At 41.1% G+C, this 26,855-nt stretch carries 23 protein-coding genes and 1 pseudogene; 14 read left to right on the top strand and 10 right to left on the bottom strand.

The features are described 5' to 3' along the window. Entirely contained in the window at positions 1 to 1,182 is a 1,182-nt protein-coding gene (gene yeiB, locus LDO73_RS05330; protein ID WP_224060515.1) for a DUF418 domain-containing protein YeiB, read from the top strand. On the opposite strand, the gene sanA is transcribed toward yeiB, so the two are convergent. The 4 genes and pseudogenes from sanA to LDO73_RS05350 all read right to left on the bottom strand — a co-directional run bounded on the left by sanA (position 1,179) and on the right by LDO73_RS05350 (position 5,971). After that, positions 1,179 to 1,883: an outer membrane permeability protein SanA gene (sanA, locus tag LDO73_RS05335; RefSeq protein ID WP_224060516.1), complete on the bottom strand. Its 705-nt coding sequence runs from the start codon at positions 1,881 to 1,883 to the stop codon at positions 1,179 to 1,181. The two genes, yeiB and sanA, sit on opposite strands and share 4 nt — an antisense overlap. 188 nt (positions 1,884 to 2,071) lie before the next feature. After that, positions 2,072 to 3,190 carry a YncE family protein gene (locus LDO73_RS18185; RefSeq protein WP_423810886.1) on the bottom strand — a complete coding sequence of 373 codons (1,119 nt, stop codon included), beginning with the start codon at positions 3,188 to 3,190 and terminating at the stop codon, positions 2,072 to 2,074. A 24-nt stretch (positions 3,191 to 3,214) separates the two neighbouring features. Beyond that, positions 3,215 to 4,105: pseudogene (locus LDO73_RS05345) on the bottom strand (rhomboid family intramembrane serine protease); the annotation flags it as partial. Positions 4,106 to 4,273: 168 nt separating this feature from the next. Further along, a complete protein-coding gene (locus LDO73_RS05350) occupies positions 4,274 to 5,971 on the bottom strand; it encodes an NAD-dependent malic enzyme (RefSeq protein ID WP_224060517.1) in 1,698 nt (565 codons plus the stop codon). Positions 5,972 to 6,400: 429 nt separating this feature from the next. On the opposite strand from LDO73_RS05350, the gene LDO73_RS05355 reads away from it, so the two are divergent. The 4 genes from LDO73_RS05355 to LDO73_RS05370 all read left to right on the top strand — a co-directional run bounded on the left by LDO73_RS05355 (position 6,401) and on the right by LDO73_RS05370 (position 8,559). Beyond that, positions 6,401 to 7,039 carry a hypothetical protein gene (locus tag LDO73_RS05355; RefSeq protein ID WP_224060518.1) on the top strand — a complete coding sequence of 213 codons (639 nt, stop codon included), beginning with the start codon at positions 6,401 to 6,403 and terminating at the stop codon, positions 7,037 to 7,039. Positions 7,040 to 7,182: 143 nt separating this feature from the next. Beyond that, positions 7,183 to 7,650: a hypothetical protein gene (locus LDO73_RS05360; protein ID WP_224060519.1), complete on the top strand. Its 468-nt coding sequence runs from the start codon at positions 7,183 to 7,185 to the stop codon at positions 7,648 to 7,650. A gap of 26 nt (positions 7,651 to 7,676) precedes the next feature. Next, positions 7,677 to 8,369 (top strand): hypothetical protein, encoded by a 693-nt coding sequence (locus tag LDO73_RS05365; protein WP_224060520.1) that lies wholly within the window; start codon positions 7,677 to 7,679, stop codon positions 8,367 to 8,369. Positions 8,370 to 8,379: 10 nt separating this feature from the next. Further along, a complete protein-coding gene (locus LDO73_RS05370) occupies positions 8,380 to 8,559 on the top strand; it encodes a hypothetical protein (protein WP_224060521.1) in 180 nt (59 codons plus the stop codon). A gap of 285 nt (positions 8,560 to 8,844) precedes the next feature. Here the strand turns inward: LDO73_RS05370 and cdd are convergent, their stop codons facing one another. The 4 genes from cdd to metG form a co-directional block, all read right to left on the bottom strand. Then, positions 8,845 to 9,741 carry a cytidine deaminase gene (gene cdd / locus LDO73_RS05375; protein ID WP_224060522.1) on the bottom strand — a complete coding sequence of 299 codons (897 nt, stop codon included), beginning with the start codon at positions 9,739 to 9,741 and terminating at the stop codon, positions 8,845 to 8,847. Between the two features lie 179 nt (positions 9,742 to 9,920). Next, positions 9,921 to 10,616 carry a CidB/LrgB family autolysis modulator gene (locus LDO73_RS05380; protein ID WP_036949690.1) on the bottom strand — a complete coding sequence of 232 codons (696 nt, stop codon included), beginning with the start codon at positions 10,614 to 10,616 and terminating at the stop codon, positions 9,921 to 9,923. After that, entirely contained in the window at positions 10,616 to 11,083 is a 468-nt protein-coding gene (locus tag LDO73_RS05385; RefSeq protein WP_224060523.1) for a CidA/LrgA family protein, read from the bottom strand. Before LDO73_RS05385 ends, LDO73_RS05380 begins: the two co-directional genes overlap by 1 nt. 168 nt (positions 11,084 to 11,251) lie before the next feature. After that, complete coding sequence (gene metG, locus LDO73_RS05390; RefSeq protein WP_224060524.1) at positions 11,252 to 13,279, bottom strand: methionine--tRNA ligase; 2,028 nt, start codon at positions 13,277 to 13,279, stop codon at positions 11,252 to 11,254. 238 nt (positions 13,280 to 13,517) lie between these two features. On the opposite strand from metG, the gene apbC reads away from it, so the two are divergent. The 6 genes from apbC to asmA all read left to right on the top strand — a co-directional run bounded on the left by apbC (position 13,518) and on the right by asmA (position 19,833). Further along, positions 13,518 to 14,630 (top strand): iron-sulfur cluster carrier protein ApbC, encoded by a 1,113-nt coding sequence (gene apbC, locus LDO73_RS05395; RefSeq protein ID WP_006662269.1) that lies wholly within the window; start codon positions 13,518 to 13,520, stop codon positions 14,628 to 14,630. A gap of 218 nt (positions 14,631 to 14,848) precedes the next feature. After that, a complete protein-coding gene (locus LDO73_RS05400; protein ID WP_224060525.1) occupies positions 14,849 to 15,409 on the top strand; it encodes a LemA family protein in 561 nt (186 codons plus the stop codon). Positions 15,410 to 15,438: 29 nt separating this feature from the next. Continuing rightward, positions 15,439 to 16,395, top strand: coding sequence for a zinc metalloprotease HtpX (gene htpX, locus LDO73_RS05405; RefSeq protein WP_224060526.1), 957 nt, complete (start codon positions 15,439 to 15,441; stop codon positions 16,393 to 16,395). A 171-nt stretch (positions 16,396 to 16,566) separates the two neighbouring features. Then, positions 16,567 to 17,211 (top strand): uridine kinase, encoded by a 645-nt coding sequence (gene udk, locus LDO73_RS05410; protein WP_006660135.1) that lies wholly within the window; start codon positions 16,567 to 16,569, stop codon positions 17,209 to 17,211. Positions 17,212 to 17,276: 65 nt separating this feature from the next. Continuing rightward, positions 17,277 to 17,858, top strand: a complete 582-nt coding sequence (dcd, locus tag LDO73_RS05415; RefSeq protein ID WP_224060527.1) for a dCTP deaminase — start codon at positions 17,277 to 17,279, stop codon at positions 17,856 to 17,858. Positions 17,859 to 17,970: 112 nt separating this feature from the next. Then, a complete protein-coding gene (gene asmA / locus LDO73_RS05420; RefSeq protein WP_224060528.1) occupies positions 17,971 to 19,833 on the top strand; it encodes an outer membrane assembly protein AsmA in 1,863 nt (620 codons plus the stop codon). A 62-nt stretch (positions 19,834 to 19,895) separates the two neighbouring features. Here the strand turns inward: asmA and LDO73_RS05425 are convergent, their stop codons facing one another. Both LDO73_RS05425 and LDO73_RS05430 read right to left on the bottom strand, forming a co-directional pair. After that, complete coding sequence (locus tag LDO73_RS05425; protein WP_224060529.1) at positions 19,896 to 20,441, bottom strand: hypothetical protein; 546 nt, start codon at positions 20,439 to 20,441, stop codon at positions 19,896 to 19,898. Between the two features lie 230 nt (positions 20,442 to 20,671). Continuing rightward, entirely contained in the window at positions 20,672 to 22,255 is a 1,584-nt protein-coding gene (locus tag LDO73_RS05430) for a TerC family protein (protein ID WP_224060530.1), read from the bottom strand. A gap of 242 nt (positions 22,256 to 22,497) precedes the next feature. On the opposite strand from LDO73_RS05430, the gene gndA reads away from it, so the two are divergent. The 3 genes from gndA to LDO73_RS05445 all read left to right on the top strand — a co-directional run bounded on the left by gndA (position 22,498) and on the right by LDO73_RS05445 (position 26,734). Then, positions 22,498 to 23,904 carry an NADP-dependent phosphogluconate dehydrogenase gene (gene gndA / locus LDO73_RS05435; protein ID WP_108478980.1) on the top strand — a complete coding sequence of 469 codons (1,407 nt, stop codon included), beginning with the start codon at positions 22,498 to 22,500 and terminating at the stop codon, positions 23,902 to 23,904. A 172-nt stretch (positions 23,905 to 24,076) separates the two neighbouring features. Beyond that, positions 24,077 to 25,453, top strand: coding sequence for a DKNYY domain-containing protein (locus tag LDO73_RS05440; protein ID WP_224060531.1), 1,377 nt, complete (start codon positions 24,077 to 24,079; stop codon positions 25,451 to 25,453). A gap of 87 nt (positions 25,454 to 25,540) precedes the next feature. Further along, positions 25,541 to 26,734 (top strand): multidrug effflux MFS transporter, encoded by a 1,194-nt coding sequence (locus LDO73_RS05445; protein WP_224060532.1) that lies wholly within the window; start codon positions 25,541 to 25,543, stop codon positions 26,732 to 26,734. Positions 26,735 to 26,855: the final 121 nt, after the last annotated feature.

Consider the following 26,855-nt stretch of genomic DNA (forward strand, 5'->3'; position numbering starts at 1 on the left):
ATGACCTCCACCGTTTCAGTTGCCCCTAAAAGCCGTATCGGGCAACTTGATACAGTACGTGGCATTGCCATCCTCGGTATTTTATTGCTGAATATCTTTGGATTTGCATTGCCACAAGCGGCCTATCTTAATCCCTATTACACCCCCGAAGTCTCATCCTCTGATGCGGCGGTTTGGGTGTTTTTTAATCTTTTCTTTCAAGGGAAGTTTCTGGGAATATTTTCCTTACTTTTTGGTGCTACATTAGGCTTATTAAGCTACCGAACACTATTATGGCAACGTAGCCGACTGATTATTCTAGCGATTATTGGATTGATTCATGGAATTGGTTTTTGGGATGGCGACATTCTGCTTGCCTATTCCTTGACGGGGCTGATTGCGATAATAGTGCTGCCACATTATGCGGCTTCAACATTATTGAAAATTGCTATTTCTATCTATTTGATTGGTTTGGTTATTCTATTGGCGATCGGCAGTAGTGTGGTGGATACCAGTTTTTGGCAGATCACTGCAGACCAAGCATTTCTTGATGCTTGGCAACATCGGATTGGCGGAATGACAGGAATTGTTTATCGCGCCGGTGAAGTGGCTATGATGGTTGAGTTGCTGGTGATCCAGTATGGTTGGCAACTGGTTGCAATGATGATCCTAGGAGCGCTGTTACTGAAAAATGGTTGGCTAAAAGGGCAGTTTACTGAACAACATTACCGCCAAATGGCCATTGGATTAATTCTCCCACCCGTGGCTCTCCAGTCTGTGGCTCTTTATGTTCAAAGCTATTTCGGTTGGCGTTATTTTGATACCTCGATTGTTGGCTATATCATTAATGAGCTATCGGTGCCGTTTCAGTCTTTGGGCTACATTGCGTTAGTGTATGGTTTTTGGAGGACATTTAGCAGAAGTGTGCTTGCGAAAGCATTGCAAAATGTTGGGCGGATGGCTCTGAGTAATTACTTACTTCAAACATTGATTTGTACCACTATCTTTTACCATTTGGGCTATTTTTATCACTTTACCCGAGTGGAGTTGTTAGCGTTCATTCCACCCATTTGGTGCGCCAATTTACTGTTTTCTTACGGCTGGTTGCGCATCTTTAAGCAAGGACCAGTGGAATGGTGTTGGCGACAATTGACAGACAAACTGTTCTATCTTTTAAATCGCCATTCACCATCCGAGCATTAATTGAGTTTATTTAGCTCATCGGGGGTCACTGCAGGGTAGCCCTTTGTGCCATCAGGCATTTTTATTGGAGCAGGAATGGATTCTTGTTCCCCTAAAAATTTAGGTTCACGCTGGAGAATATAGAGATCAGCAAGCGCACCTAAACGGGCAAACACTTCACGTATCCGCACTTTAAACATGCCTTCTGGCGTCGGTACTGCTAAACATTGGGCATCAATCCCTTTGTGCTTAGCAATAAATAGCGCTCTTTCACAATGAAAACGCTGGGTGATAATGGTGAAGTTATCGGTATCAAACACTTTTTTTGTACGAACGACGGAGTCTAAGGTTCTAAATCCAGCAAAGTCGAGCACAATTTTTGAGGCAGGAACACCTGCTTTGATGAGGTCTTTGCGCATGGCGATAGGCTCATTGTAATTGTGCGCGCCGTTGTCGCCGCTCAGGAGTAAATACTTCACTTTCCCGCTATGATAGGCATCTGCAGCGCCTTTAATTCGATATGTGTAATAGAGGTTAGTGGCACCGGAGGCATAATATTTAGATGTGCCGAGAACCATCCCAACATCGCGGGCAGGCAGTTGCTCTACATCTTCATAGATATAGGGTTCGGTATCCCAACTGATCCAGCGGTCGAGTAAAATAACAGTGGCGAAAGCTATCCCTGCCAGTATTAATAGACCATAAAGCAGACGTTTCCTCATGTCCTCGCCTTGAATAATTAATGCCTATAATAATTAGTGATAATAATTAATAGGCTACTTGACTTAATTTCGTGACGCAAGTCGCGCAACGTAAAATCGTGTCAATATACCTCATAATGTTTCGGTTGACGGCATTATGCAAGATGGCGGCATCAGATAGAAAAAACAATAAGATGCCGCATGTTTGTTTATTCGTTTGGTGTTCCACCAAAACAGATCAATGGGCTGATAGTGTTTCTATTAACAGTTTTTTGTTTATCAACCACATAAAATGATTTTGGATAAGTCACCACCCAAGCATTATCAGTTTCAGCGACCCCTTGAATATATTCACCGTTTGTTGGGATCGGTAGAACATTTTGGATATTTAATGTCTTGAGACTGGTGCTGACTAGCGGAACCTGAGCTTCACTAGGGTATTGTGGCAAATAGTAGGCTTGGGTTAATGCTGTATTGATGCCATATCGACCATACTGTATATCGCTATTATTTCCACACCAATGATATTCCGTGATAGGTGAGGTTGGTGCATTGACATGAGCGAAAACAAAGCGAGTATCTGTCACCATCCATATGGATTGGCTATCTGGTGTGAAATAAAACTCTCTAACAGAGTCATAATAATTCTTTACCGTAAACCAAGGTTTTTTACTAAACGTGAGTGTTTGAGTATCTAACAAATAGGCGGCTTGGGTGACATTATCATACAGCGCTAGATGTTTTTCATCGGGGGAAAGTGCAGCTGGCATTTGAACACCAAAAGCACCTTGATACTCTTGGCTATCAGGGAAGGTAAGCTTTTTCTCGACGGTATTATTTGAAAGGTTAATCACCGTGATACTGTTTTCTACGCCGCTTGTGACAAATGCACGCGGGCTATTTTTCATCACATAAATTTGGCGTGGGAAAAAGCTGGTTTCAATGTTGGCCTCTACTTTTTGCGTGTCGATATCAATCACACTCACACTGTTTGGTTGAAGCGAAGCAACATACAGTTTTTTTCCATCGTGACTGAGCGCTGCGCCATAGGCTCCCATCCCACGGCAGCGATTAGAGCTACAACCCGTTTCATTTTTAGGTAATGGAAGCTCGATAGTAAACAGCAGCTTCCAATTACCATTAGCAGAAGAGTAAGCGCTAACTAGGTTTGCTTCTTCATCCGTGATAAAGATTCGCTGGTGGGCATCATCACTGAGAATAAAGCTGGGTTCAATTAATTCAGGGGCTTGAACTTGAATACCGGCAACTTGCTCTTCAGACTGCGCGGCAGGGAGTGAAGCTAGCTCCTCTTCGGCAGCTTTTTCCATCACTCGCTTAGCTTGCTCTGCTTTGGCTGAATTAAGCTCTTTGTCCAGTTCTTGGTAGATAAACTCACGCTCAGCAACAAGATCTTCATCGGTCGAGAATGATTGCTGGTGGATGACGAAAGCTAAAACTCCCCCCATGATTAACACGATGAGTAAATCTAACACATATTTTTTGGCAGGAATGAGAACGAAAGCAAAGCCGATTACGGCACCAGCAAGCGCGCCACCAATATGAGCAGCATTATCAACCCCCGATTGCATCCCATTAATTAAGGTTAATGCAATCATGGCAATAATATTATAGAGCGGACGTTTAAGGGTATCGCGAGCGTCTTTAGTGAGGTCAGGATTATTGAGCTGCTTTAAGAGCTCAATTACCGAGGCGGCGGCGAGACCCATAATCGCCCCAGAAGCGCCCAGACTGACGGTGATATAGACGGTATTATCATTCTGCAGCAGGCTGCTCCATGACATCATGTCAAAGCGGCGCATTGCACTGTTTAAGGCTTCTTGATATTGCCAAGCTGCACTGACAAACGACCCTACAATCCCAGCAAATAGGTAGATTGCAAGGTAACGGAATTTACCAAAAGCGCGTTCACATTCAATACCAATAACGAGCAAGGCAAGGGTATTTAACCCTAAATGTATCCACCCAGAATGTAGCACCATGCTAATAGGATAACGCCACCAATCACCGGTGAGAGAGAGTTGATAGACGCTGGCTCCGAAGAGCAATAAATTGTATTCCTGAGATTCGAGTGGGGCTGCAAAGTTAAGCTGATAAAAATAGACACCAATATTAAGAATCGCAATAAACAGCGTGAGTGCTATCGCCCATAGGGAAAATTTTCGAGTGTTTTTTTTCGGCGCAGATTCAGACGGTGTTGATTCAGGTATGGTTGGCTCTGACATGAGCGAGTCCTATGTAAACAGGTTATGTTTGCATCTTAAATAACTCTGGCGGCTATCTCAATCGCAAGTTATAGAAACTGGATACTTTCAGACAATGTTGAAATACAGAAAACAGAGAAAATAAAAAAAGAGCACCGAAGTGCTCTTTAGTTTAACGAAAACAATTGGTTAGAATGAGGTGCGTTTGTAGATACGATATTCTGGTTTCCAGAAATTGTGCTCAATCGCTTCATCTAATGCGCTATCTGATGTCATGGTAGCCACACCTTGAACTTGTGCTTCTTTAGCCACTTGTTTTGCTATCACACGGGAAACATCTTGGATCTCAGATAGCAGTGGTAACAGTGGACCTTCACCCTTTTGTGCCAGTGGTGAGCAGCTAGCTAATGCACGGCTTGCCGCCATCAACATGCCATCAGTCACACGTTTTGCACCGGATGCAATCACGCCTAAACCAATACCAGGGAAGATATAAGAGTTGTTGCATTGTGCAATAGCAAAGACTTTATCTTTATAAGCCACTGGTGGGAATGGGCTACCTGTTGCCACTAATGCCTGACCTTCAGTCCAGTTGATAATATCTTCTGGGCGCGCTTCAACACGAGATGTCGGGTTAGATAATGGCATCACGATTGGACGAGGGCAGTGCTTGTGCATCTCTTTGATGATCTCTTCGGTGAATAGGCCTGCTTGACCAGAAACACCAATAAGCACTGTTGGCTTCGCATTGCGTACAACATCTAACAGTGAAATAGCGTCACTGTTGACATCCCAATCTTGTAAGTTAGCGCTGTTTTGCGTTAATTTGCTTTGGAAATCCAGTAAGTTTGGCAGTTTGTCTGTCAGTAACCCGAAACGGTCAACCATATAGATGCGAGCACGCGCTTCTTCATCACTCAAACCTTCTGATTTCATCTGGGCAATAATTTGCTCTGCAATACCACAGCCCGCGGAACCTGCACCTAAGAATGTCACTCGTTGGTCGCTCAGTTTGCTACCCGCAGCATGGCTAGCGGCAATTAAACTACCTAGAGTAACGGAAGCGGTGCCTTGGATATCATCGTTAAAGCAGCAAAGTTCATCGCGATAGCGGTTCAATAATGGCATCGCATTTTTCTGTGCAAAGTCTTCAAATTGCAGCAGCACATTTGGCCAACGGCGTTTTACGGCTTGGATAAATTCTTCAAGGAACTCATCATATTCTTCGCCAGTAATACGCGGATGACGCCATCCCATGTACAGTGGGTCATTCAGGCGTTGTGGGTTATTAGTACCCACATCAATAACAACTGGTAAGGTATACGCAGGGCTAATACCACCACAGGCGGTATACAGGGATAATTTACCGATTGGAATACCCATACCACCGATACCTTGGTCACCTAAACCAAGAATACGTTCGCCATCTGTCACAACGATGACTTTTACGTTTTGCTTAGTTGCGTTTTGCAGCATGTCATCGATGTATTCACGGTTTGGATAAGAGATAAACAAACCACGCGCACGGCGATAGATATCAGAGAAATGTTCGCAAGCTTCACCCACAGTCGGGGTGTAAATGAGCGGCATCACTTCGGTTAAGTGTGCATCAATCAGGCGATAAAATAGGGTTTCGTTGGTGTCTTGAATATTACGCAGGTAGATATGCTTATCAATATCTGTTTTAAAATCAATTAATTGGCGATAAGCACGTTCAACTTGTTCTTCAATAGTTTCAACTTGTTCAGGCAGTAAGCCATACAGGTTAAAATTAGCGCGTTCTTCTTCTGTAAAGGCGCTTCCTTTATTCAGTAAAGGAAATTCGAGTAAGATTGGACCAGCGTAAGGAATGTATAGGGGACGTTTTGTTTCGTGTTCATGTTCCATGAAATATCACTCTTCGGACGATTAGTAAGCAACAGTCAGGTTAGATCCTAAGCTAAACAAAAAATATGTACAGTAAATAATGCTACAAAACAGTTAAATTTTTTACTGAATATTATGGTTTATATGATAAGGAAATTATCTACAGAAGGGAATTTTAGGCTGGATTTGTTTTGTCATTACAACGAGTGGATCACGCTTATTTAAGTTCTCCGATGCTTTTATCAGGATATCAATTTTTTCAACACAGTATGTGATTTTGTTATAGGTTAAATTAATTTAACTGTTCAGTGGAAAATCAGTGCTTATGGTGTGGTAAGTCAGTAGATGTTGATCCTGCTAAATATATTTTTATATATCATATATTGCCGCATTTTTTTAATTCATTTAGTTTTAATTTTCTTTTTATAAAATTATAAGGCTGCGATTTTTATGATAAGGAATTTCATATTAATTATTTCCATGATCTTTCTATGTGCTTGTCATGGTTCAAATGATAAAAATAAAAACTATGTTATTGAACATGGTAATACCTATGGCGAATATCAAAATAAAGAGCCTTCTAGGTTTCTTATTGCATTACAATTTATGTATCTTGCTGAATTTAAAAAAAGTTCAAGTGTAATGAAAAATCATGATTACAATAAGCAGACTTATGGAAAGATTGTTTATGATTTTATTAGTTTAAATAAGAAGTGTTTTGATGAAGGAATTGGTTATAAAGAAGCAAGTAAACTTTACTATGATGTACTGGATAGGTCTAACATACCTCATGATGCATGGTTTTTTAATCATATTTTTAATTCGTTGGATGAGAAAGATAGTGAAGTAATATGGAAAGGATATTTATATGCAATAAATAAAGGCGGGAGAAATGAAGAAACAGCAGTATTAATGAAAATATGGTATTCAATGATTAGAGAAGCGACAATTTCATCATCCGAGAAACAAAAGGAAAGTATAGCTTGGTTATCTATAGTGAGAAAAATGCCAGTGATGAATAGTATCGAAAACACAATTAGTGAGATATGGACTAACGCTGTTCTTGCTAACATTATGGAGAGAGACTAGTGGGGGTAATATGGTGTCAAAATAAAAAATTATTGTTATGTTTTATTTTGTTATTTTTCTCCTTTCAATCTATAGGTTCGGAGCCTAAGAAAGATAGTGTATCTATTTTTAACATAATTATCCTTGAATATATAAGAGTGACTATGGATGAGTATAACCAACCATTGTCAAAAGAAAAAATGGATAAAGTCCATTATGAATCTGCATTGGCATATGTGAACTACTTAAAGTCTTGGTTTAAATTAAATAAAGGTGTAGAGGTTAGAACGGAAAGAATTAATTTTAACGAGGCTAAAATTATCAATGAAAATGGATTTAAAGCAGCGAAGTTACCCTACGATGCATGGTTTTTTGCTGATATTTATGATGTTTTTGATGAAAACGAACGAAACAAATTTTGGAGGGAAATGAACTCTAATTCCGAAAGGGAATCCGAGGAGAAAATATTTGTTGATTTATGGTTTAAAATGAGGACTGAGGCAGAAAGCTCTTCAATTGAAAAACGTAAAAAAAGCCAACGCTGGTTAAAGAGAATGAGGAAAATCCCCCTAGTTATTGAAATTGAGAAAACCATGACGATGGTTGAAGATAGTTTTCGTTATAAAAAATAAGTTTTTGAAAAATTTGGAGACGTAATATGCCAATGAAATTTATTTTTTCTATATTTATATTATTAATTTCAACTCTATCAATAGCAGATAATCGCCCCGGTTTTGTGTGTGGTCGGTTTAACGATACAGTCATTGAAGTGCCTAGCAACTATGTCTACTCCTTCGCGGAATATGAAGGTTATAGTTATTTCGATCCAAGATTCTTAGAAAATAAAAAAGGTTGCGATGCAAATTTTCGAGTTTTGCCATTAGTAATGAGTTGGCCTGAAATGAAGCCTTTTAATAAAAGTGAAAATGGAAAAAATAAAAAATTTAGATTTTCTATAGAACCACTCGATGGTGATCCTAAAGGTTATCTTGAGTATAAACGATATATTTATATTGAAAGAGGAGAGGAAAAGATTAAAGGGGATGTTTCATATGATGAAAAGCTAAATCTATATCTCAATGAAGTAAAGATAAAGGAGATGAATAAGTATATTGATCCTGAAAATGACAAGTATGGTTATTATTGGCGAGTAAGTAATGATGAGATAAGTGATTTTTTTGATTGTTTATGGATACCTTTAGATGGCAGATATAGTCAATGTGATGGATCTTTCCTGATTCCAAAACTAGGAATTAAAGTTGAAGTCATTATAAAAATTGAAGATTTAGTTATTTGGAATGAAATAAAGAGTGATGTTATTCACTTTATTTACAAGCATATAAAACGATAGGGGTTTGCATATGAATAATGAAGTCAATAGACAAGGAAGTGTAACATTAACGTGGACTGATACATCCAAAGCTTTAAAAATTTTAATTTTAACTAAAAGACCTGAATTAATGTATGAGTACTTTGCTAGTAAAGGTGACCGATATGCATTACTAGCAAATAGTGTTGTCAAAGGTGATTCTTTTAGATAGGTCGAACCGTTGATAACTTAAGAGACCCATGTCCTCCATAAATCACTCATCAAGCTCTTTTGATAGGGATTTTAGCGTGCCGCAAGCACCAAGTATGCCTGAATTTAACTACAGTGGTGGCTATAGCAGCTCATCATCCAGATTCTCATTTTAATTTTATTAACACTCAATAACGTTTTAATAAAAAACGGCGGTTATTGAAGTTGATAAACTCACAATAACCGCCGTCTTAATTTTGAATATTTAATTTGTTTTCAATTAAATATGGTTTAAATGAAATAACATTTAAATGGACTCATTCAAATAAACACGTTCCACTTTTTGGCAACCTAACGCATGCAAGGTATTTTCTGTTGTACACCACTGCTGCACAGTTGCATCTTGTTTTTCCACTAACACAGCTTGCTCGATAGCATGAATATCTTTACCCGCTAAATTCACCATAATCAGCGCCGCTTGCAATGGCGGTAAGCTTGGGTTAAACGCAGCATTTTCCGCGTAACGACCTGTAAACAGAGAGCCATCTTTTAACTGCACGGCTATACCCGAGTGAGATTCGCTGTATGGTGCGTGAGATTGGTTCGCAGCTTCAACCGCAGCAGATAATAATCTATCGCGGCTTTGATTTTGATAGCCATGGTTCACATTATCGAGAAGTAAAGTAGTGATATTCAGGTCTGATGGGCCAAACGAATCGGGCAAATATTCATGGAGCGTTGCAGCTTGGCGTTTTGGTAAATGCACCATGATCTTACCGCCTTCACGCAGCTCATTCATAAATTGTCGGCAGTGACCGCAAGGCGTGTAGTTAACGGTAATGGAGGTTAATTGCTTTTCACCTTTTAACCACGCATGGGTAATGGCACATTGTTCAGCATGGATAGTTTGACCAATCGAAACATGGTTAAATTCCATATTTGCGCCGAAATAGAGATTACCACTGATACCGCAAGCGATTGCGCCTACATTAAAGCGAGAAATTGGTGTAACAGCGTAAGCCGCTGCGAAAGGTAATAATGAAAAAGCGAGTTCACTGTCAGTGCATCCACTCTCAGCTTTAATTTGCTTTACTTGCTCAGCGGTTAACATGGCTGAGAAATCAGGTTTGTCCATAATAGGTTTTAGGACAGACTGTAACTTTTCTGGAAGTTCGGCCCAAGCGGCCTTGAATCTTGAATGCATAAGTAACCCTCCCTATTTAATTGTTTTCATTCTATTCAATTAATAGGGGGATTGGATGTGATCGTGATCACTTCATGAATGCAATCAATGAAACAAATTCATTAAATGAGAGATGTATCTCAAGTTTTTACACTGAAATTTGCATAAGAGAGGTAAATAACCTCTCTTATTGATTCAGTTTAGCTAAATAAGTGAAGAATGACAGGAAAGATAAAAGGCGCAATCAGCGAGGTGATCACCCCGCAGGTCATTAACGCTAATGAACTGTAAGCCCCTTCAATATAGTTAACTTCTGCACAACGTGCCGTTCCCAAGGCGTGAGAAGCGGTACCCATCGCCAAACCTCGCGATGCGTGGGTGCGAATACGCAAAACATCAAATAGGCTATGACCGAACATCGCCCCTAAAATTCCGACAAAAAGGACGCAAGCGGCGCTGATAGCGGGGATGCCTCCGACTGAATCGGCGACTGCCATCGCTATCGGTGTTGTCACTGATTTAGGTAATATTGAACCTGCAATATCCGGTGTTGCTCCTAGCCACAGAGCAATAGTCGCGCCCGTAAACATCGCCACAATACTGCCAGCAAAACAGATACTAAATAGGGATTTCCATTGCGCTCTAATCTGGTGCATTTGCTCGTAGAGCGGAAAGGCGAGGGCGACGACGGCTGGCTGTAATAAATCATTGAGTATTTTACTGCCCGCAAAATAGTGCTCATAAGAGGTGTTCGTCAGGATCAGTAGCGGAATAATGATCGCGATAGTGAGTAATAATGGATTCAGAATCGGCAATTTGCACTTGATTGATAGCGCTCTTGCTAAATAGAAGACAACGATAGTTAACGGCAGTGACCACCAAATATGTTCTAACATCACTCTTTCCCCTTGGTTTTATCATTATTGATGGTTGAAGAAATGGGTTCTTCAGGAGGAAGAGGAACTTCATCAGGCTTTACACCCACAATCGGGCGTTCTTTATGGATATAGTTTGAGCTGACCGCGACAACAATCATGACAATTAACGTACTGGCAATGCAAGAGACGACAATCGGGATCATCTGTTGGCTGAGTAAATCATAATAATTCATAATTCCCACACCGATGGGAACGAATAAAATCGTCATGTTTTTCAGTAGGATGCTACAGCCGGGTTTAGCCCAGTGAGCAGGGACGACCTGCAATGCTAGCAAGACAAACAGCAGCAACATACCGACAATACTACCGGGAATGGAAAAAGGAAGCAGTTTGGAAATCACATTTCCGATGATCAGGCAGAGGTAAAGTATTGCGAAGGCTCGCAAATATTGCCATCCGGTGTTCAATACTTGTTTTAATGACATGGGACTTGTCCTATTACTCGACAGGCATTCATCATACAATTAACTTGAAAATTGTGCCAGAGATCACAAATAAAAACCCATAAAAAAACGGAGCTCACTAAAGTGGCTCCGTTTTGTACTGATATTGGCTAAGTTTGTTGCTCAGTTACCCGAGCGACAATCAATGGCTTATTTAACTTGCATACCCGGTTGTGCACCATTATCTGGGCTAAGTAGGTAAATGTCTTTACCACCAGGGCCTGCAGCCATCACCATACCTTCGGAGATACCAAAGCGCATTTTACGTGGTGCAAGGTTTGCCACCATTACGGTTAAACGACCTTCCAAGACTTTTGGATCTGGATAAGCGCTACGGATACCAGAGAATACTTGGCGAGTTTCACCACCGATATCTAACTGTAACTTCAGTAGCTTATCAGAGCCTTCAACGAAATCAGCTTGTTTGATCAGCGCAATGCGCATATCAATTTTCGCGAAATCATCGAATGTGATGGCCTCTTGAATAGGATCATCCGCCAGAGGGCCGGTCAGCTGTTTAACTGGCTGAGCACTTTGCTTTGACGCTTCGACCATTGCTTCCGCTTTCGCTAATTCAATACGGTTGAATAGCGCTTTAAATGGTGCTACGTCGTGGTTCAGTAATGGCGTATTGATGGAATCCCACGTTAATTCAACTTTCAGGAACTCTTCCACGCGCTTGGTTAAGCTTGGCAGAATTGGTTTCAAGTAAGTCATTAATACGCGGAATAAGTTGATACCCATTGAGCAGATATCTTGCAGTTCTTGGTCTTTACCTTCTTGTTTCGCAACGACCCAAGGCGCTTTCTCATCCACATAGCGGTTTGCAATATCCGCTAATGCCATAATTTCACGCACGGCTTTGCTATATTCACGGTTAGTGAAATCGTCACCGATCACTTTTGCTGCATCAACAAATTGTTGGTATAGCGCGGGTTCTGCTAAGTTTGCAGATAACTTACCAGCAAAACGTTTAGCAATAAAACCTGCGTTACGGGAAGCTAAGTTCACCACTTTGTTAACGATATCGCTGTTCACACGCTGTACGAAATCTTCTAAATTCAAGTCGATATCGTCGATGCGTGAAGAGAGTTTCGCGGCATAGTAATAACGTAGGCAGTCAGCATCGAAATGATCTAAATAAGAGCGAGCGGTAATAAATGTGCCGCGAGACTTAGACATTTTTGCACCATTAACGGTGACATAACCGTGAACAAACAGGTTAGTTGGTTTACGGTAGTTGCTGCCTTCTAACATGGCTGGCCAGAATAGGCTGTGGAAATAGACGATATCTTTACCGATAAAGTGGTAAAGATCCGCTTTGGAATCTTTATGCCAAAATTCATCAAAGTTTAAATCGCTGCGTTTGTCGCACAGGTTTTTAAAAGAGCCCATATAGCCGATTGGCGCATCCAGCCAAACGTAGAAATATTTACCCGGTGCATCTGGAATTTCAAAGCCGAAATACGGGGAATCACGGGTGATATCCCACTGTTGCAAACCAGATTCAAACCATTCTTGCATTTTGTTAGCCACTTGCTCTTGCAGTGCGCCAGAGCGAGTCCATGCTTGCAGCATGTCGCTAAATGCAGGTAAATCAAAGAAAAAATGTTCAGTTTCACGGATAACTGGTGTCGCACCTGAAACCACTGAACGTGGGTTGATCAGGTCAGTTGGGCTATAGGTTGCGCTACAGACTTCACAGTTATCGCCGTATTGATCTTCCGCTTTACATTTTGGGCAAGTGCCTTTTACGAAACGGTCAGGCAGGAACATGCCTTTTTCTGGGTCGTATAGCTGTGAAATGGTTTTATTCTTAATAAAACCATTATTCTTTAACTTGCCATAAATCATTTCAGATAACTGTTTGTTTTCTTCACTGTGGGTTGAGTGGTAGTTATCGTAGCTAATCTGGAAGCCTGCAAAATCGTCCTGATGCTCTTGGTTCATTGCAGCGATCATTTCTTCAGGCGTAATACATAATTGCTGAGCTTTTAGCATGATCGGTGTTCCGTGCGCGTCGTCAGCACAGATGAAATGAACCTCTTTGCCGCGCATTCGCTGATAACGGACCCAAATATCAGCCTGAATGTGCTCCAGAATATGACCGAGATGGATTGAACCGTTAGCATATGGTAACGCACAGGTTACCAGTAATTTATTCGCGACTTGAGACATAGTAACTTTCTTACTTCCATTATTAATAAAGGGTCTTTGATGGTAACCGATCAATAAAAATGTCGCTAGGGCAATAAAATATTAATCGGCAATTATTAGGAAAAAACACTAGGTGGAAACAAATTTTTACTGTTTGTGGTTTTTCATTCGCTAGGCGGTCACTATTTTTTTCGTTCTCTGCTATCATGCAACGTAGTCAAAAATGTGTAGTTACAAAAAAGAAAATAAAGGAGCCGGGATGAACGATAAATCCCCCGAGCAGAACAAACCAGAACTGCTGACTGAACAAGTCTCCACTGTTTTGGCTTCATTTACACACCCAACTCTCAAGCGCAATCTGATTTCAATCAAAGCATTGCATCGTTGTGCGCTGTTGGACAATGTGTTGCATGTCGAATTAGTTATGCCATTTGTCTGGAAAGGCCCATTCCAAACGCTGATCAGCGAAAAAACGGCTGAATTAAAGCAATTGACGGGTGCTCACGCCGTAGAATGGAAATTACGCCATGATATTACCACTCTGAAGCGTGCCAACGATTTACCGGGCATAAACGGTGTGCGTAATATTCTTGCGGTGAGTTCTGGTAAAGGTGGTGTGGGTAAATCCAGTACTTCCGTGAACTTAGCGTTAGCATTGGCACAAGAAGGCGCAAAAGTCGGTATCCTCGATGCGGATATCTACGGTCCTTCAATTCCGAATATGCTGGGTACTACACTGGAGCGCCCAACGTCTCCAGATGGTCAGCACATGGCACCAATTATGGCATATGGCTTAGCCACTAACTCCATTGGTTACTTAGTCACTGACGACAACGCGATGGTATGGCGTGGTCCAATGGCGAGTAAAGCTTTGATGCAGATGCTGCAAGATACACTATGGCCAGATCTGGATTACCTCGTTATCGATATGCCACCGGGAACGGGTGATATCCAACTGACTCTGTCACAAAATATTCCAGTGACAGGCGCAGTGGTTGTGACCACGCCGCAAGATATTGCTTTAGTGGATGCGATGAAAGGAATTGTCATGTTCAAAAAAGTGAACGTGCCAGTGCTGGGTGTTGTTGAAAACATGAGCGCACATATCTGCAGTAACTGTGGTCATGTGGAGCCTATTTTCGGTACCGGTGGTGCAGAAAAACTGGCTGAGAAATACAATACCAAACTGCTAGGTCAGGTTCCGCTGCATATTTCATTACGTGAAGACTTAGACCGTGGTCAGCCGACCGTAATGCGCGACCCTGAAGGCGAGTTCGCCGATATCTATCGCGAAATTGCGTCTAACATCTCTGCATTGATGTATTGGGAAGGGGATAAGATCCCGACGGAAATCTCTTTCCGCGCCGTGTAATTAAATGGCATCGATAAAGGCTATTTGGTCAGTAATGACTAAGTAGCCTTTTTTATTGGCATAAAATCCGATTCTTTGATTGTTCTGATTTATTCTCAAACTGTTCCTTTATTGTTGCAGGCTGCGTAGAATGTCGCATAAGTGAATTTCCTAGCCTGAAAATTAACGATATAGAAAATTCAGTCTTTATTCCGTTGGCGAATGCCTAAAAGGTGATTATGAAATTTTTAATTTTTATTGTCGTATTAGTGCTGATTGTTATTTATTTTTATAACCGCATCGTTGCACTACGCGAAGCTGTCGTTTCTAGCGAAACTGAGATCTCTGTTCAATTAGATCGCCGCGGTAAAGTGTTTGATAGCTTACTGGCGACGGTCAAAAAATATTTAAGCCATGAAACAGAAGTCTTCACTAAAATTACCGAGCTTAGAAGCCAAGCACAAAATGCGACAGGGGATAAAGCCCGTGAAGCGGAAGATGCACTGTCTAAAATGGTCAGTAGCGGTGCCATCAATGTGGCAGTTGAAGCGTATCCAGAGTTAAAATCTGATGCGATCATGGCAAATTTACAAGAAGAAATCGTCTCTTCTGAAAACAAACTCTCTTTTGCTAAACGTGGTTATAACCGTTCATTAGAAACTTATAACGCGTATATCGCTTCTATGCCTGCGGCATTAATTGTCGGCATTATTCCTAGCCTGAAAATCAAAAAAGAATATTGGCGTTTAGAAGAAGCGGATATTAAAGCGGAAGAGTCTCGCCGTATTAACTTCGATTAAATGGATGTTGCCACTGGCAGGGTTTTATTATGGATTTTAGAAACGTTATACGTAAAAACAATATCCGTACTCGGTTAGTTGTGTTGAGTTATATTGTGCTGATGCTAGTAATTGGTTTGCTGGCGGATACCGCAACCCATCCAGATGAGAGAATGGATTTTGCTTCGAACCTGATAGCATTTGCGACATTACAACAACTGCCTGTGGCAACTTTTATTATTCTAGGGCTGACATTTTTAGGCCTACTTTATATTCATTTCTTTGGGCATAAATTGATGCTTGCAGGAATGAATGCGAAGGAAATAACCCAAGAAGGGGCTTCAACCCCGGAAGAAAGACAGCTATTCAATATTTTAGAAGAGCTGAGTTTAAGCGCGACATTACGTTATGTGCCGCGCCTCTATATTTTGGATACTGACGAACCCAATGCATTTGCGGCTGGCTGGAATTCTCGTAATGCTTTAGTCGGCGTCACGCGTGGTTTATTACAAACGCTAAATCGCCAAGAAGTTCAAGCGGTAATGGCTCATGAAGTCGGGCATATTATCCACGGTGATTCTAAATTAACGTTGTATGTGGGTATTTTAGCCAATGTTATTTTGACGGTAACGAACGTTTTTGCTCAAGTGTTTATTCGTTCAGCAGGGCGTAGCCGCAATAATTCAGCGAATAAAGCACAAACCATTTTATTATTGATGAATATCGTGTTGCCAATCATTACCAAAGTTCTCTATTTTTATTTATCGCGTACCCGCGAATATATGGCGGATGCGGCAGCAGTGGACTTAACCTCTGATAACCAAGCGATGATCAGCGCTTTGAAGAAAATTTCAGGGGATCATCAGCAGCATGATTATGATGCTGAAAGTACCGGACAGGCGTACAGGCAGGCGGCATATATTTTTAATAAGGGTGATTCTGTATTTTCAACGCATCCTTCTATAGAGAACCGAATTGAGGCTTTAGAAGGGCGTAAACAGTTTTAAGTTTAGTGCTAAGCTTGCGCTTTGAAGAATAAAAAATTGGGTGCGTTTTTTTATCAGTCTTTGACGAGATAGACTGGTACAGCGCACCATTACACCCTATAATTCCCGCCAACCATAACACTATGATGTTATGCACTTCATTTCTAAAATTTTTAACCAGGTTACCATTTTATGACTGACACATCGCATCACTGTACCATTGTAGGTATATCGGGCGCTTCTGCATCTGGCAAAAGCCTAATTGCAAGCACCTTATATCGGGAGTTAAGAGAAAAGGTTGGTGATCATAATATCGGTGTTATTCCAGAAGACTGTTACTATAAAGATCAAACAGATATTCCGATGGAAGAGCGACTCAAAGTGAATTATGACCATCCAAATTCAATGGATCACAGTTTACTTTATGAACACCTCAAATCACTGAAAAGTGGTCAAGCCGTCGAAATTCCTCAGTATGACTATGTCGCTCATACTCGCAAACAGCAAACCGTCAGTTTTAAACCAAAAAAGGTCATTATTATTGAAGGTATCCTATTATTAACAGACAAGCGTTTACGTGAAGAGATGGATTTCTCTATTTTTGTGGATACGCCACTGGATATCTGTTTAATGCGCCGTATTAAACGTGATGTTAATGAAAGAGGAAGAACATTAGACTCAGTTATTGAACAGTACAATAAAACAGTTCGTCCAATGTTCTTACAATTTATTGAACCATCGAAACAATATGCCGATATTATCGTACCTCGTGGCGGTAAAAACCGTGTGGCGATTGATATTTTGAAAGCGAAAATTGGTGAGTTCTGTCAGGACTGACAGCATCAAATATCATCAGCGATAAGCTGCCATGAATATATAAATAATGAAGGGGGAAAGTGATCATGCGTCTTTGTGACCGCGATATAATTCAGTGGATGGATGAAGGTCGACTTGTTATTAGCCCGCGCCCACCGATTGAACGGATCAACGGTGCGACTGCGGATGTTCGTCTTGGGAACCAATTTCGTGTTTTTTGTGGACATACTGCGGCATTTATCGATCTAAGTGGACCAAAAGATGAAGTCAATGCGGCGTTAGACCGTGTGATGAGCGATGAAATTGTTCTTAAAGATGACGAGCCTTTCTTCCTTCACCCTGGTGAGTTGGCTCTGGCGGTTACGCTAGAATCCGTCACGCTACCCGATAATTTAGTTGGTTGGTTAGATGGCCGTTCTTCACTAGCAAGACTTGGATTAATGGTTCACGTCACAGCCCACCGGATTGATCCAGGTTGGCGCGGCCAAATTGTGTTAGAGTTTTATAACTCAGGTAAGCTACCTTTAGCATTACGTCCAGGCATGGTGATTGGCGCACTGAGCTTTGAACCGCTATCAGGCAGTGCAGACAGACCTTATAACAGCCGACAAGATGCAAAATATAAAAACCAACAAGGTGCTGTTGGTAGCCGTATTAGTCAAGACTAATATAGCAAGATAGCGAGCGGCCTCTTCTATGGAGTTTGAAGAGGTCAGCAATCGCTAGCGTCAAGGAATGACAGGCGAAAGGTGTGACAAATAAAGTAAAAGAGAGGGATGCATGAAACGGTTTTTAACGACGCTGATTATTTTACTTGTGGTGGTAGTAGCGGGGCTAACAGCTTTAGTGATGTTAGTGAACCCGAATGATTTTAGAGGCTACCTCGTTCAACAAGTTGAGAAAAAAAGTGGTTACCAACTTGAGTTCAAAGGTGATATGCGTTGGCATGTATGGCCAACACTGAGCATCATTACCGGCCCCGTCTCAGTCACTGCACCTAACGCCAGCCAGCCTGTTTTAAGTGCTGAAAATATGCGCTTAGATGTGGATTTATGGCCGTTAATATCCCATCGACTGTCTGTCGAACAAATTGTCATTGATGGTGCGGTAATTCGCAAAACACCTGAAAGTGAACCGATTACGACGGTTAGCACGCCAGTTGCCCCTGGTGGCAGCCAAGTACCTACTGACACTACAGATAAAAGCCAATGGTTACTCGATATCAGTAAAATTGATATCACTAACAGCTTAGTGATCTGGCAAACATCAAAAGATGAATACAACCTACGCAATATTAATCTGTCACTGAAAAAAAGTGATGATAAACAAGTTGCGATGAAATTCAGCGGTAATTTAAATAAAAACCAACAAGAATTTAATTTTGATATTAAATCCGATATTGATTTATCTAAATTATCTCAGCAAGTAAGTGGAAAAATTACGCAGTTTGATTATCAACTTAGTGGTGTTGATTTACCTGAAAATGGTATTAATGGGAAAATGACCTCAGATTTCCTGTATACAAAAGCCAACTCAGGGACGGTTAGTCTTGAAAATCTCGCCATTCAGGCAAATGACAGTCAATTAGCAGGGATAATCAGTATCAATTTAACCGATATTCCAGATGTGACGGTCAATTTATCCTCGCCTTCTTTGAATCTCGATACGTTAATTGGGCAGGCACCCGCTGCGGGTAAATCAAATACAGTCAGTGCAGCCTCTGAAAATACGGCCAGTAATAATGAGCGTGTTGGTGTGAAGCCTGTGATTTCTGGTTCCAACATGCAGAAGTATGATTTAACGGGGCTGAAAGGGTTTACCGCTCAATTTAATGTCTCGATGGATACACTGATTTATCGCGGTATGTCGATGACCGGGGTAAAAATTAAGGGTGATAACCAAACGCCACGTTTAACGATTTCTCAGTTAGAGGGTAATGCGTTCGGTGGGCAATTCTCACTACCCGTGACCATTAACTACAGCGCTATTCCTGCGCAGGTTTCGGCAAAACCTGTATTTAATAATATTAATCTTACCCCAGTATTAAAGGCATTTAGTATGCCTGAAAAACTAAGCGGGATTATCTCGCTAAATGCTTCGTTATCAGGTATTGGCTATGACGATTATGCGGTTAAAAATCAGTGGCAAGGACCGGTTAATTTTGAACTGCGCAGTGCTAAATTGGCGGATTTAAACATTCCGCAATTGATCCAACAATCGGTATCCCGTTTCACTAATAAAATCAATATGCCAACAGATACCAACAGCTTCACTGAAGTGGATCTATTCACCGTGTCGGGATATCTCAACAAAGGCAATATGAATATTTCCTCTCTTAAAGCGACGTCTTCACTGCTGAATATTACTGGACAGGGACGCGTGAATATTCCAAAAGAAACCATTGATGTAAATTTAAGCGTGAATATTCTAGGTGGCTGGGCAGGAGATTCTCGATTAGTACAACAGCTGCGTAGTATGAGTATTCCACTGCGTATTTACGGTGGTTGGAATAACTTACAGTACCAATTGGATGTGGAAAAATTACTGCGTAATGAGCTACGAACTCAAGCTAAAGAAGCTATTGGTAGCTTCTTGAAAAAAGAAGAAAATAAAGGGCTAAATGATTTATTGAATGCGTTGTAATTTGGATGATATAGAGCCGCTCGAAAATGAGCGGTTCTATATTTATAGACGTAATAATAGAATTATTTATGTCCGTACTCTTCGTAATCTTTCGCTCTGATTACCGTGATATCTCTATCTATTTTAGTATTGTTACTGCGATGTTCGTTATGAGATACATCCTTGTGCAATACTTCACTTTCAATGGTATTAATTTTATTTTTACTTACTGAAATTGCATCATTCAGTTTTGTGAGCGTTTCTTGTTTTGAATGATGATGCTTATATGAAGAGCTATCTAATTTGTCTTGATATGCTTGGATTGAACTTGCAAGTTTTGTTAGCTGTTTTTTGATGCTTGCAGGGTCTTTTTTCCATGATGGCGTACGGCTATCCATCAAGTTATCAACTTGTGACTTAATAGATGTTAAAGCGTTTGAAATATTACTCTTCAGGATTTTAATGTCTTTCAGATGAACGGTTTTTTTGTCCGTAGTTACCTGTGGATGTTGGGTTGAATCATTATTGACGCTCTTAGTTGAACGTGCAAATTCAGTGACATTGCCTTTATGGTCAGTCGTACTCATACGGCGAAGTTGGACTGATGGGGTATTATTAATTGTATTCATAGGTAGAGTCTCATTAAAGATTGATTATTAAACAATTTGAATTATTCAACACGCAAATAATTATTTCTTTAAAAAAACGCTACTACTTTTTATTAATGGTTATACGGCTGTAATTCCTTCGACAAAAAAATACCGGCTCAATATTAAGATAAAAGCCGGTATTTAGATTGCATTAATCGTGACTTGTCTTAGACACACATTGTCTTAATCACACATTGCATTAATCCAGATTAGTCATCCACATAATCGTAGCCATCACCCGTAGGTGCTGGTGGTGTAATCAAGACTTTATTAACGCGATGGCTATTGACTTCAATAGGTTGGAAAATACAGCCATTAATTTCGACTTGCTCACCCACTTCAGGAACGCGTTGTAAATGTTCCATTAAAAGACCGGCAATAGTTTCATACTCACGCTTATCATCCAGCTCCATTGGGATATACATAATTAAATCTTCCAGTGGCATAAAGCCATTGGCAATCCATGTACCATCTTCCAATTTTTGAATGTCATGGCGGGAGTCATTTTCTTCATCGCCAACTGGTAAATTACCTGCGATAGTTTCCATCACGTCAGTTAATGTCACGATACCTTCGACTGAGCCAAATTCATCCACAACAAATGCAAAGTGTGTATGGGCTTTTCGGAACTGTTCTAACGCTTTTAACAATGATAAACCTTCAGGGAAAATAAGTGGCTGAGTGACCAGCGCGCGTAAATTCAGCTGTTCACCACTAAGTTGCTGTTTGACGAGATCTAAGACATACACGACACCAATCGGGTCATCGCTGATGGTTTCATCAACAACAACAAAACGTGAATGTGGATTTTTTTCCATTAACTCAATTAGTTCTGCTGAGGATTTATTAATATCCAAATAATCCACATCATGGCGGGACGTCATAATACTTTCGACGTTACGCTGCGCCATGCCCAACACGCGCGCAATCATTAAGCGCTCTTGTGGGTCAAAAACAGATTGGTTATCGGAAATCAAATCAGACGTCCTTGCGTCTAATTCGCCGCGTTCATTTTTACCACTTAAAATACGCAACACCGCTTCCGCAGTACGTTCGCGCAGAGGACGAGTCCCTTTTAGGAACTTCCGGCGGTTAAATTGTGCGAATTGGTTGAGCATCTCTATCATGATAGAGAAACCAATTGCCGCATACAGATAACCTTTTGGAATGGCGTAACCAAAACCTTCAGCGACAAGGCTGAAACCAATCATCAGTAAGAAGCTTAAACATAAAATGACGATGGTTGGGTGCGCATTAACGAAGCTGGTCAGTGGTTTACTCGCCCAGATCATTAACATCATGGCGATAGTGACCGCAGCAACCATGACGCCGATATGGTCAACCATACCGACCGCAGTAATTACGGAGTCTAATGAAAACACCGCATCTAATACGATAATTTGCGCGACAACCGCCCAGAAATTGGAGGTTTTACGTTGGTTGTTGGTATGCTCGTCCTTTCCTTCTAACCGCTCGTTTAGCTCCATGGTGGCTTTAAACAAGAGGAATATCCCCCCGATAAGCATTATCAGGTCTCTGGCGCTAAATGGATGCTCAAATAGAGTTAGAATAGGTTGGGTCAGCGTGATCAACCATGAAAGGCTGAATAATAGAATGACACGCATTACTAGGGCACAAGTTAACCCTGTGATACGAGCTTTATCACGCAGTTTAGCTGGGAGTTTATCGGCCAGAATGGCGATAAAAACGAGGTTATCAATACCAAGAACGATTTCAAGAACGATTAGGGTAGCTAAGCCTGCCCAAATCGAAGGATCTGCGATCCATTCCATACAGTTTGTTTTGCCTTCTGATATGACGGCTTATACCGACTGGTGAATAATGAGGTTTGTTGGCTTAAATATCAATAAAAATTAATTCAAGTGGCATGATATTTGGCAAAAAATGATTCGATTAGTTTATCGATTGCATCAATAACTACCATGGAGCAGCATCCTGAGTTAACATGTGATCCCGTTAACAGAATGTCAGCACAATCGAGGCTGACTTGGTCCTAATCAGACAGGAGTTTTTCATGTCAAAGCAGCAGATTGGTGTTGTCGGAATGGCGGTCATGGGTCGCAACTTAGCCCTGAACATCGAAAGTCGCGGTTATTCAGTGTCTATTTTTAACCGTTCAAAAGATAAAACTGATGAAGTCATTGCCGAAAATCCAGGGAAAAAATTAGTTCCCAACTACACGATTGAAGAGTTTGTCGACTCTCTGGAAAAACCACGCCGCATCCTGTTGATGGTTAAAGCGGGTGAAGCAACGGACAAAACCATTGCTGCATTAACGCCACATTTAGACAAGGGCGACATTTTAATCGATGGTGGTAACACTCTGTACAAAGACACTATCCGTCGTAATCGCGAACTGTCAGAACAAGGATTCAACTTCATCGGTACAGGTGTTTCCGGTGGTGAAGAAGGTGCACTGAAAGGCCCTTCAATCATGCCTGGTGGGCAAAAAGAAGCTTACGAATTAGTTGCCCCAATCTTAAAAGAGATTGCAGCGAAAGCGGAAGGCGAGCCGTGTGTGACTTATATTGGTCCAGACGGAGCAGGTCATTATGTGAAAATGGTTCACAACGGTATCGAATACGGTGACATGCAATTAATCGCTGAAGCTTACTCTTTATTAAAAGGTTCTCTGAACCTGAGTAATGAAGAGCTAGCGGAAACATTCTCTGAGTGGAACCAAGGCGAGCTAAGCAGCTACCTGATTGAAATTACAGCGGATATCTTCAAGAAAAAAGATGAAGAAGGTAAATATCTGGTTGATGTAATTTTAGATGAAGCGGCTAACAAAGGTACGGGTAAATGGACTAGCCAAAGCGCTTTAGATCTTGGCATCCCACTGACTTTGATCACTGAATCTGTATTTGCGCGTTATATTTCTTTCCTGAAAGACCAACGTGTTGCTGCATCTAAAGTTTTAACCGGTCCAGTACTGAAAACGGTTGAAGGCGATAAAAAAGTCTTTATCGAGAAAGTACGCCGTGCACTTTACTTAGGCAAAATCGTTTCTTACGCTCAGGGCTTCCAGCAATTGAAAGCAGCGTCAGATGAGTACAACTGGGATCTGAACTACGGCGAAATCGCAAAAATCTTCCGTGCTGGCTGTATCATCCGTGCACAGTTCCTGCAAAAAATCACTGATGCATACAATGACAACGCGCAGATCGCAAACTTACTGTTAGCACCTTACTTCAAGCAAATCGCAGATGAGTACCAACAAGCTCTGCGTGATGTTGTCTGCTACGGCGTTCAAAACGGTATCCCAACACCAACATTCTCAGCGGCTATCTCTTACTACGATAGCTACCGCTCAGCGGTACTGCCTGCGAACTTAATTCAAGCACAGCGTGACTACTTTGGTGCTCATACTTATAAACGTACTGATAAAGAAGGCGTTTTCCACACTGAGTGGATGGAATAAGGATAAACCGTTAGGTTATCTTCCGTAAGTGAAAAAAGGTGCTCAACTGAGCGCCTTTTTTATTTCTAACTTTTTATACACTTTCAGACTTCGAGTATTTCTTTCCTCACGCTTTTCCCGTTGAATACCCTGACAAAAAATAGGCTAAAAAACAAAGTAGGTATTCCACAGCATGAAAGCCAAAATAATTATTTTTACAGTATTCAGCATTATTTTTATTTTATCTTGTGCCTTTATATCTGGCATCGTGCTTTCTATGAACAAAGAACCTAGTTCTGAACTCCGCCATAAAGGCGAGAAACTCGGCTACAGTATTTACACTATTTATAATGATAAAGTATATGCGAGTGTTCCAAGTAATGGCGATTATCTGATAGAGAATGCAGATTCTTCCAGCTTTAGGTTATTACCTGAAAGTTCGCGTTATGAACAGCAAGTGGCGATAGATAAAAATCATGTTTATTGTGGAAACTTGGCAATCCCTGCATTTAATCCGAACAGTGTGAAATCGCTGGGAAATAGCTATTTTACCGATGGAAATCAGACCGTATATTGCTCAATGGGCTCAGTAAGGAATTATGAGCTTTCAACAATGGATGAATTATTTCAGTCTTGGTTATATGGCTGGGATTTAGGGAATAAACCGCAAACCTATATTTACCCGATGAAACCACTTCCTGCATCATCGACGCCGTATCAATCATTATTGTCACGTTATTTGGCAACTGACGGGCAGCGCATTTTTTATAAAGGCGAATATATGCCAGATGCGGATCCTGCAACCCTACAAGATATTGGCTCCCTTCAGGATGATGGTTCCGTGAGAGATAGCCTTCATTTTTATCGTGATAATCTTAACGTCTATTATGACCAATATAAATTACCAATAAAGAGTCATTCTGATTTATACAGCTTGATATTGGATGGGTTATTTCAAGAGGGTTATTTGATTGACCCGCAATCTGGCAATGTGGCAATGAATGATATTTTATTTCCTGAGCAATACGCGCCTTATCAGCTAATAAGCCGTAATAGCCAGCATGTGAATCAAGCGCTATTTCTCTCTAAAGATGGCGTATTTTTCTATCATAGAGAAAAAGAAATTATTGTTCGGGCGGGGGATAACACATTTATTGACGGTGAATTAAAGGAAATAGCTCCCTTAGTATTCACTTATAATAACCAAACGTATTATCTACAGGATTCTGAGATTTGGGGAACCAATAAAAATCCGGGGTTAATTTCACGGAGTACAAAAATTTATCGTTTCAATGAGACGAATAGCGCACCTTGGGAAAAGGTGGGGGATTTAGATCATCGCAGGTTTGGTCAGGTATGGAAAAAAGGGAATGAATATTATTATTTTGATAATTTAGGTTCTACTCAATTAATTCGATATACCATTTATCGAATCGATAACCAGCGTACCGTGAACCGTTTGTTAAATGAACCGTTATTACCAAAAGATATTCGCGTCTTGATTGATAATGATGATTTGCAGCCGATAAGGGGCACCGAAGTGGTTCATGCTATTACCAAGTATCGATAAGATTCGATATCTATACAGAAATTCTGATATTATCGATAGCCATTTTCGAAATCGCTATCGATAACTCACCTGTTCAGAATCGGTCATATGCATAAATTTCTCGCTTTATTATTACTTTTAGTCCTATTGGGCCCTCTTGGGATAGACCTGTATTTACCGACTATTCCTGCTATCGCTAAAGATTTAGGGAGTAGCGAGTCCATAATTCAATCGACCATTGGATTATTTATTTTAGTCTTAGGGATTGGGCAGCTAATTTCAGGGCCATTAGTCGATAGATTTGGTCGTAAGCCTATCGCTATCATTGGGTTAGCTATTTATCTGGCGGGCTCAATTGTCGCCGCATTCTCAACGACGGCTGGGTTATTTATTGCTTCCCGACTGTTACAAGGGGTGGCTGTATGCTGCACTTCTGTGGTGGCATTTAGCTGTGTCCGCGACCGTATGAATGGCACTGAAGCTGCACGAGCATTTGGTTTTTTAAATGGAACACTCAATATTGTGCCTGCCTTGGCTCCCTTATTAGGGGGATTGCTGGCGGAGGCTTGGGGATGGCGAGCGCCATTTTGGTTTTTGGCGATTTACGCTGTGGCAATTTTCTTGCTGATTCTATTTTTCCTACCAGAAACACGCCCAGCCAGTTTACAGCAGGTTAAAAAGCTTCAGTTTAAGAGCTATTTTCGAATTTTAACCAGCGAGCATTTTTTGATTTTCGCGTTAGTCAATGCTGGCGCAATGGGTATGGCACTGACGTATGTCTCTCTAGCCCCTAGCGTATTAATGGGGGATGCTAAGCTATCGCCTCTCGCATTTTCGATTGTCTTTGGTGTTAATGGTTTCTGGATCATGCTGGCGAGTTATATCGCGAATTACTGCATTCGAAAAATGGGGCGTCCAGCGTGTTTATCTATCGGTAGTGTCATGATGGCACTCGGTTGTATCGGATTATTATTCGGTTTGATGGTGCTTTCACCTGAAATACAAACTCATTGGTCAGTGTATATGTTGCCAGTTGCCTGCGCGTGTACAGGGCTTGCTTTTATGATGGGTACGGCGACCAGCTATGCGTTAGAGCCATTTGGCAATGAAGCAGGGGCGGCATCAGCCCTCGTGGGGTTTGTGCAAATGGCGGGTGGCGCAGTATTAGGGTTATGTGCAATTGCGTTACCAATAGCACCGAAATTGTCTCTTGCGCTAGTGATGCTAGCGGGATGTATTTTCGGGTTAGTTGCAAGAAAAACCAGTATAAAACGCGCCGCCGTAATAGAAAAAATAGAGTAATCGATATGATTAATAATCCATTATTAAAGCAGCCGAGGATCGGTTAGCGGTGATGTAGTGTGAACGCAATTACATCACCATAGAATGCGTTCTATGGTAATTAAATACGGATTTAAAGGTT

It is taken from the genome of Providencia alcalifaciens (assembly GCF_915403165.1).
Lineage (GTDB): Bacteria > Pseudomonadota > Gammaproteobacteria > Enterobacterales > Enterobacteriaceae > Providencia > Providencia alcalifaciens_C.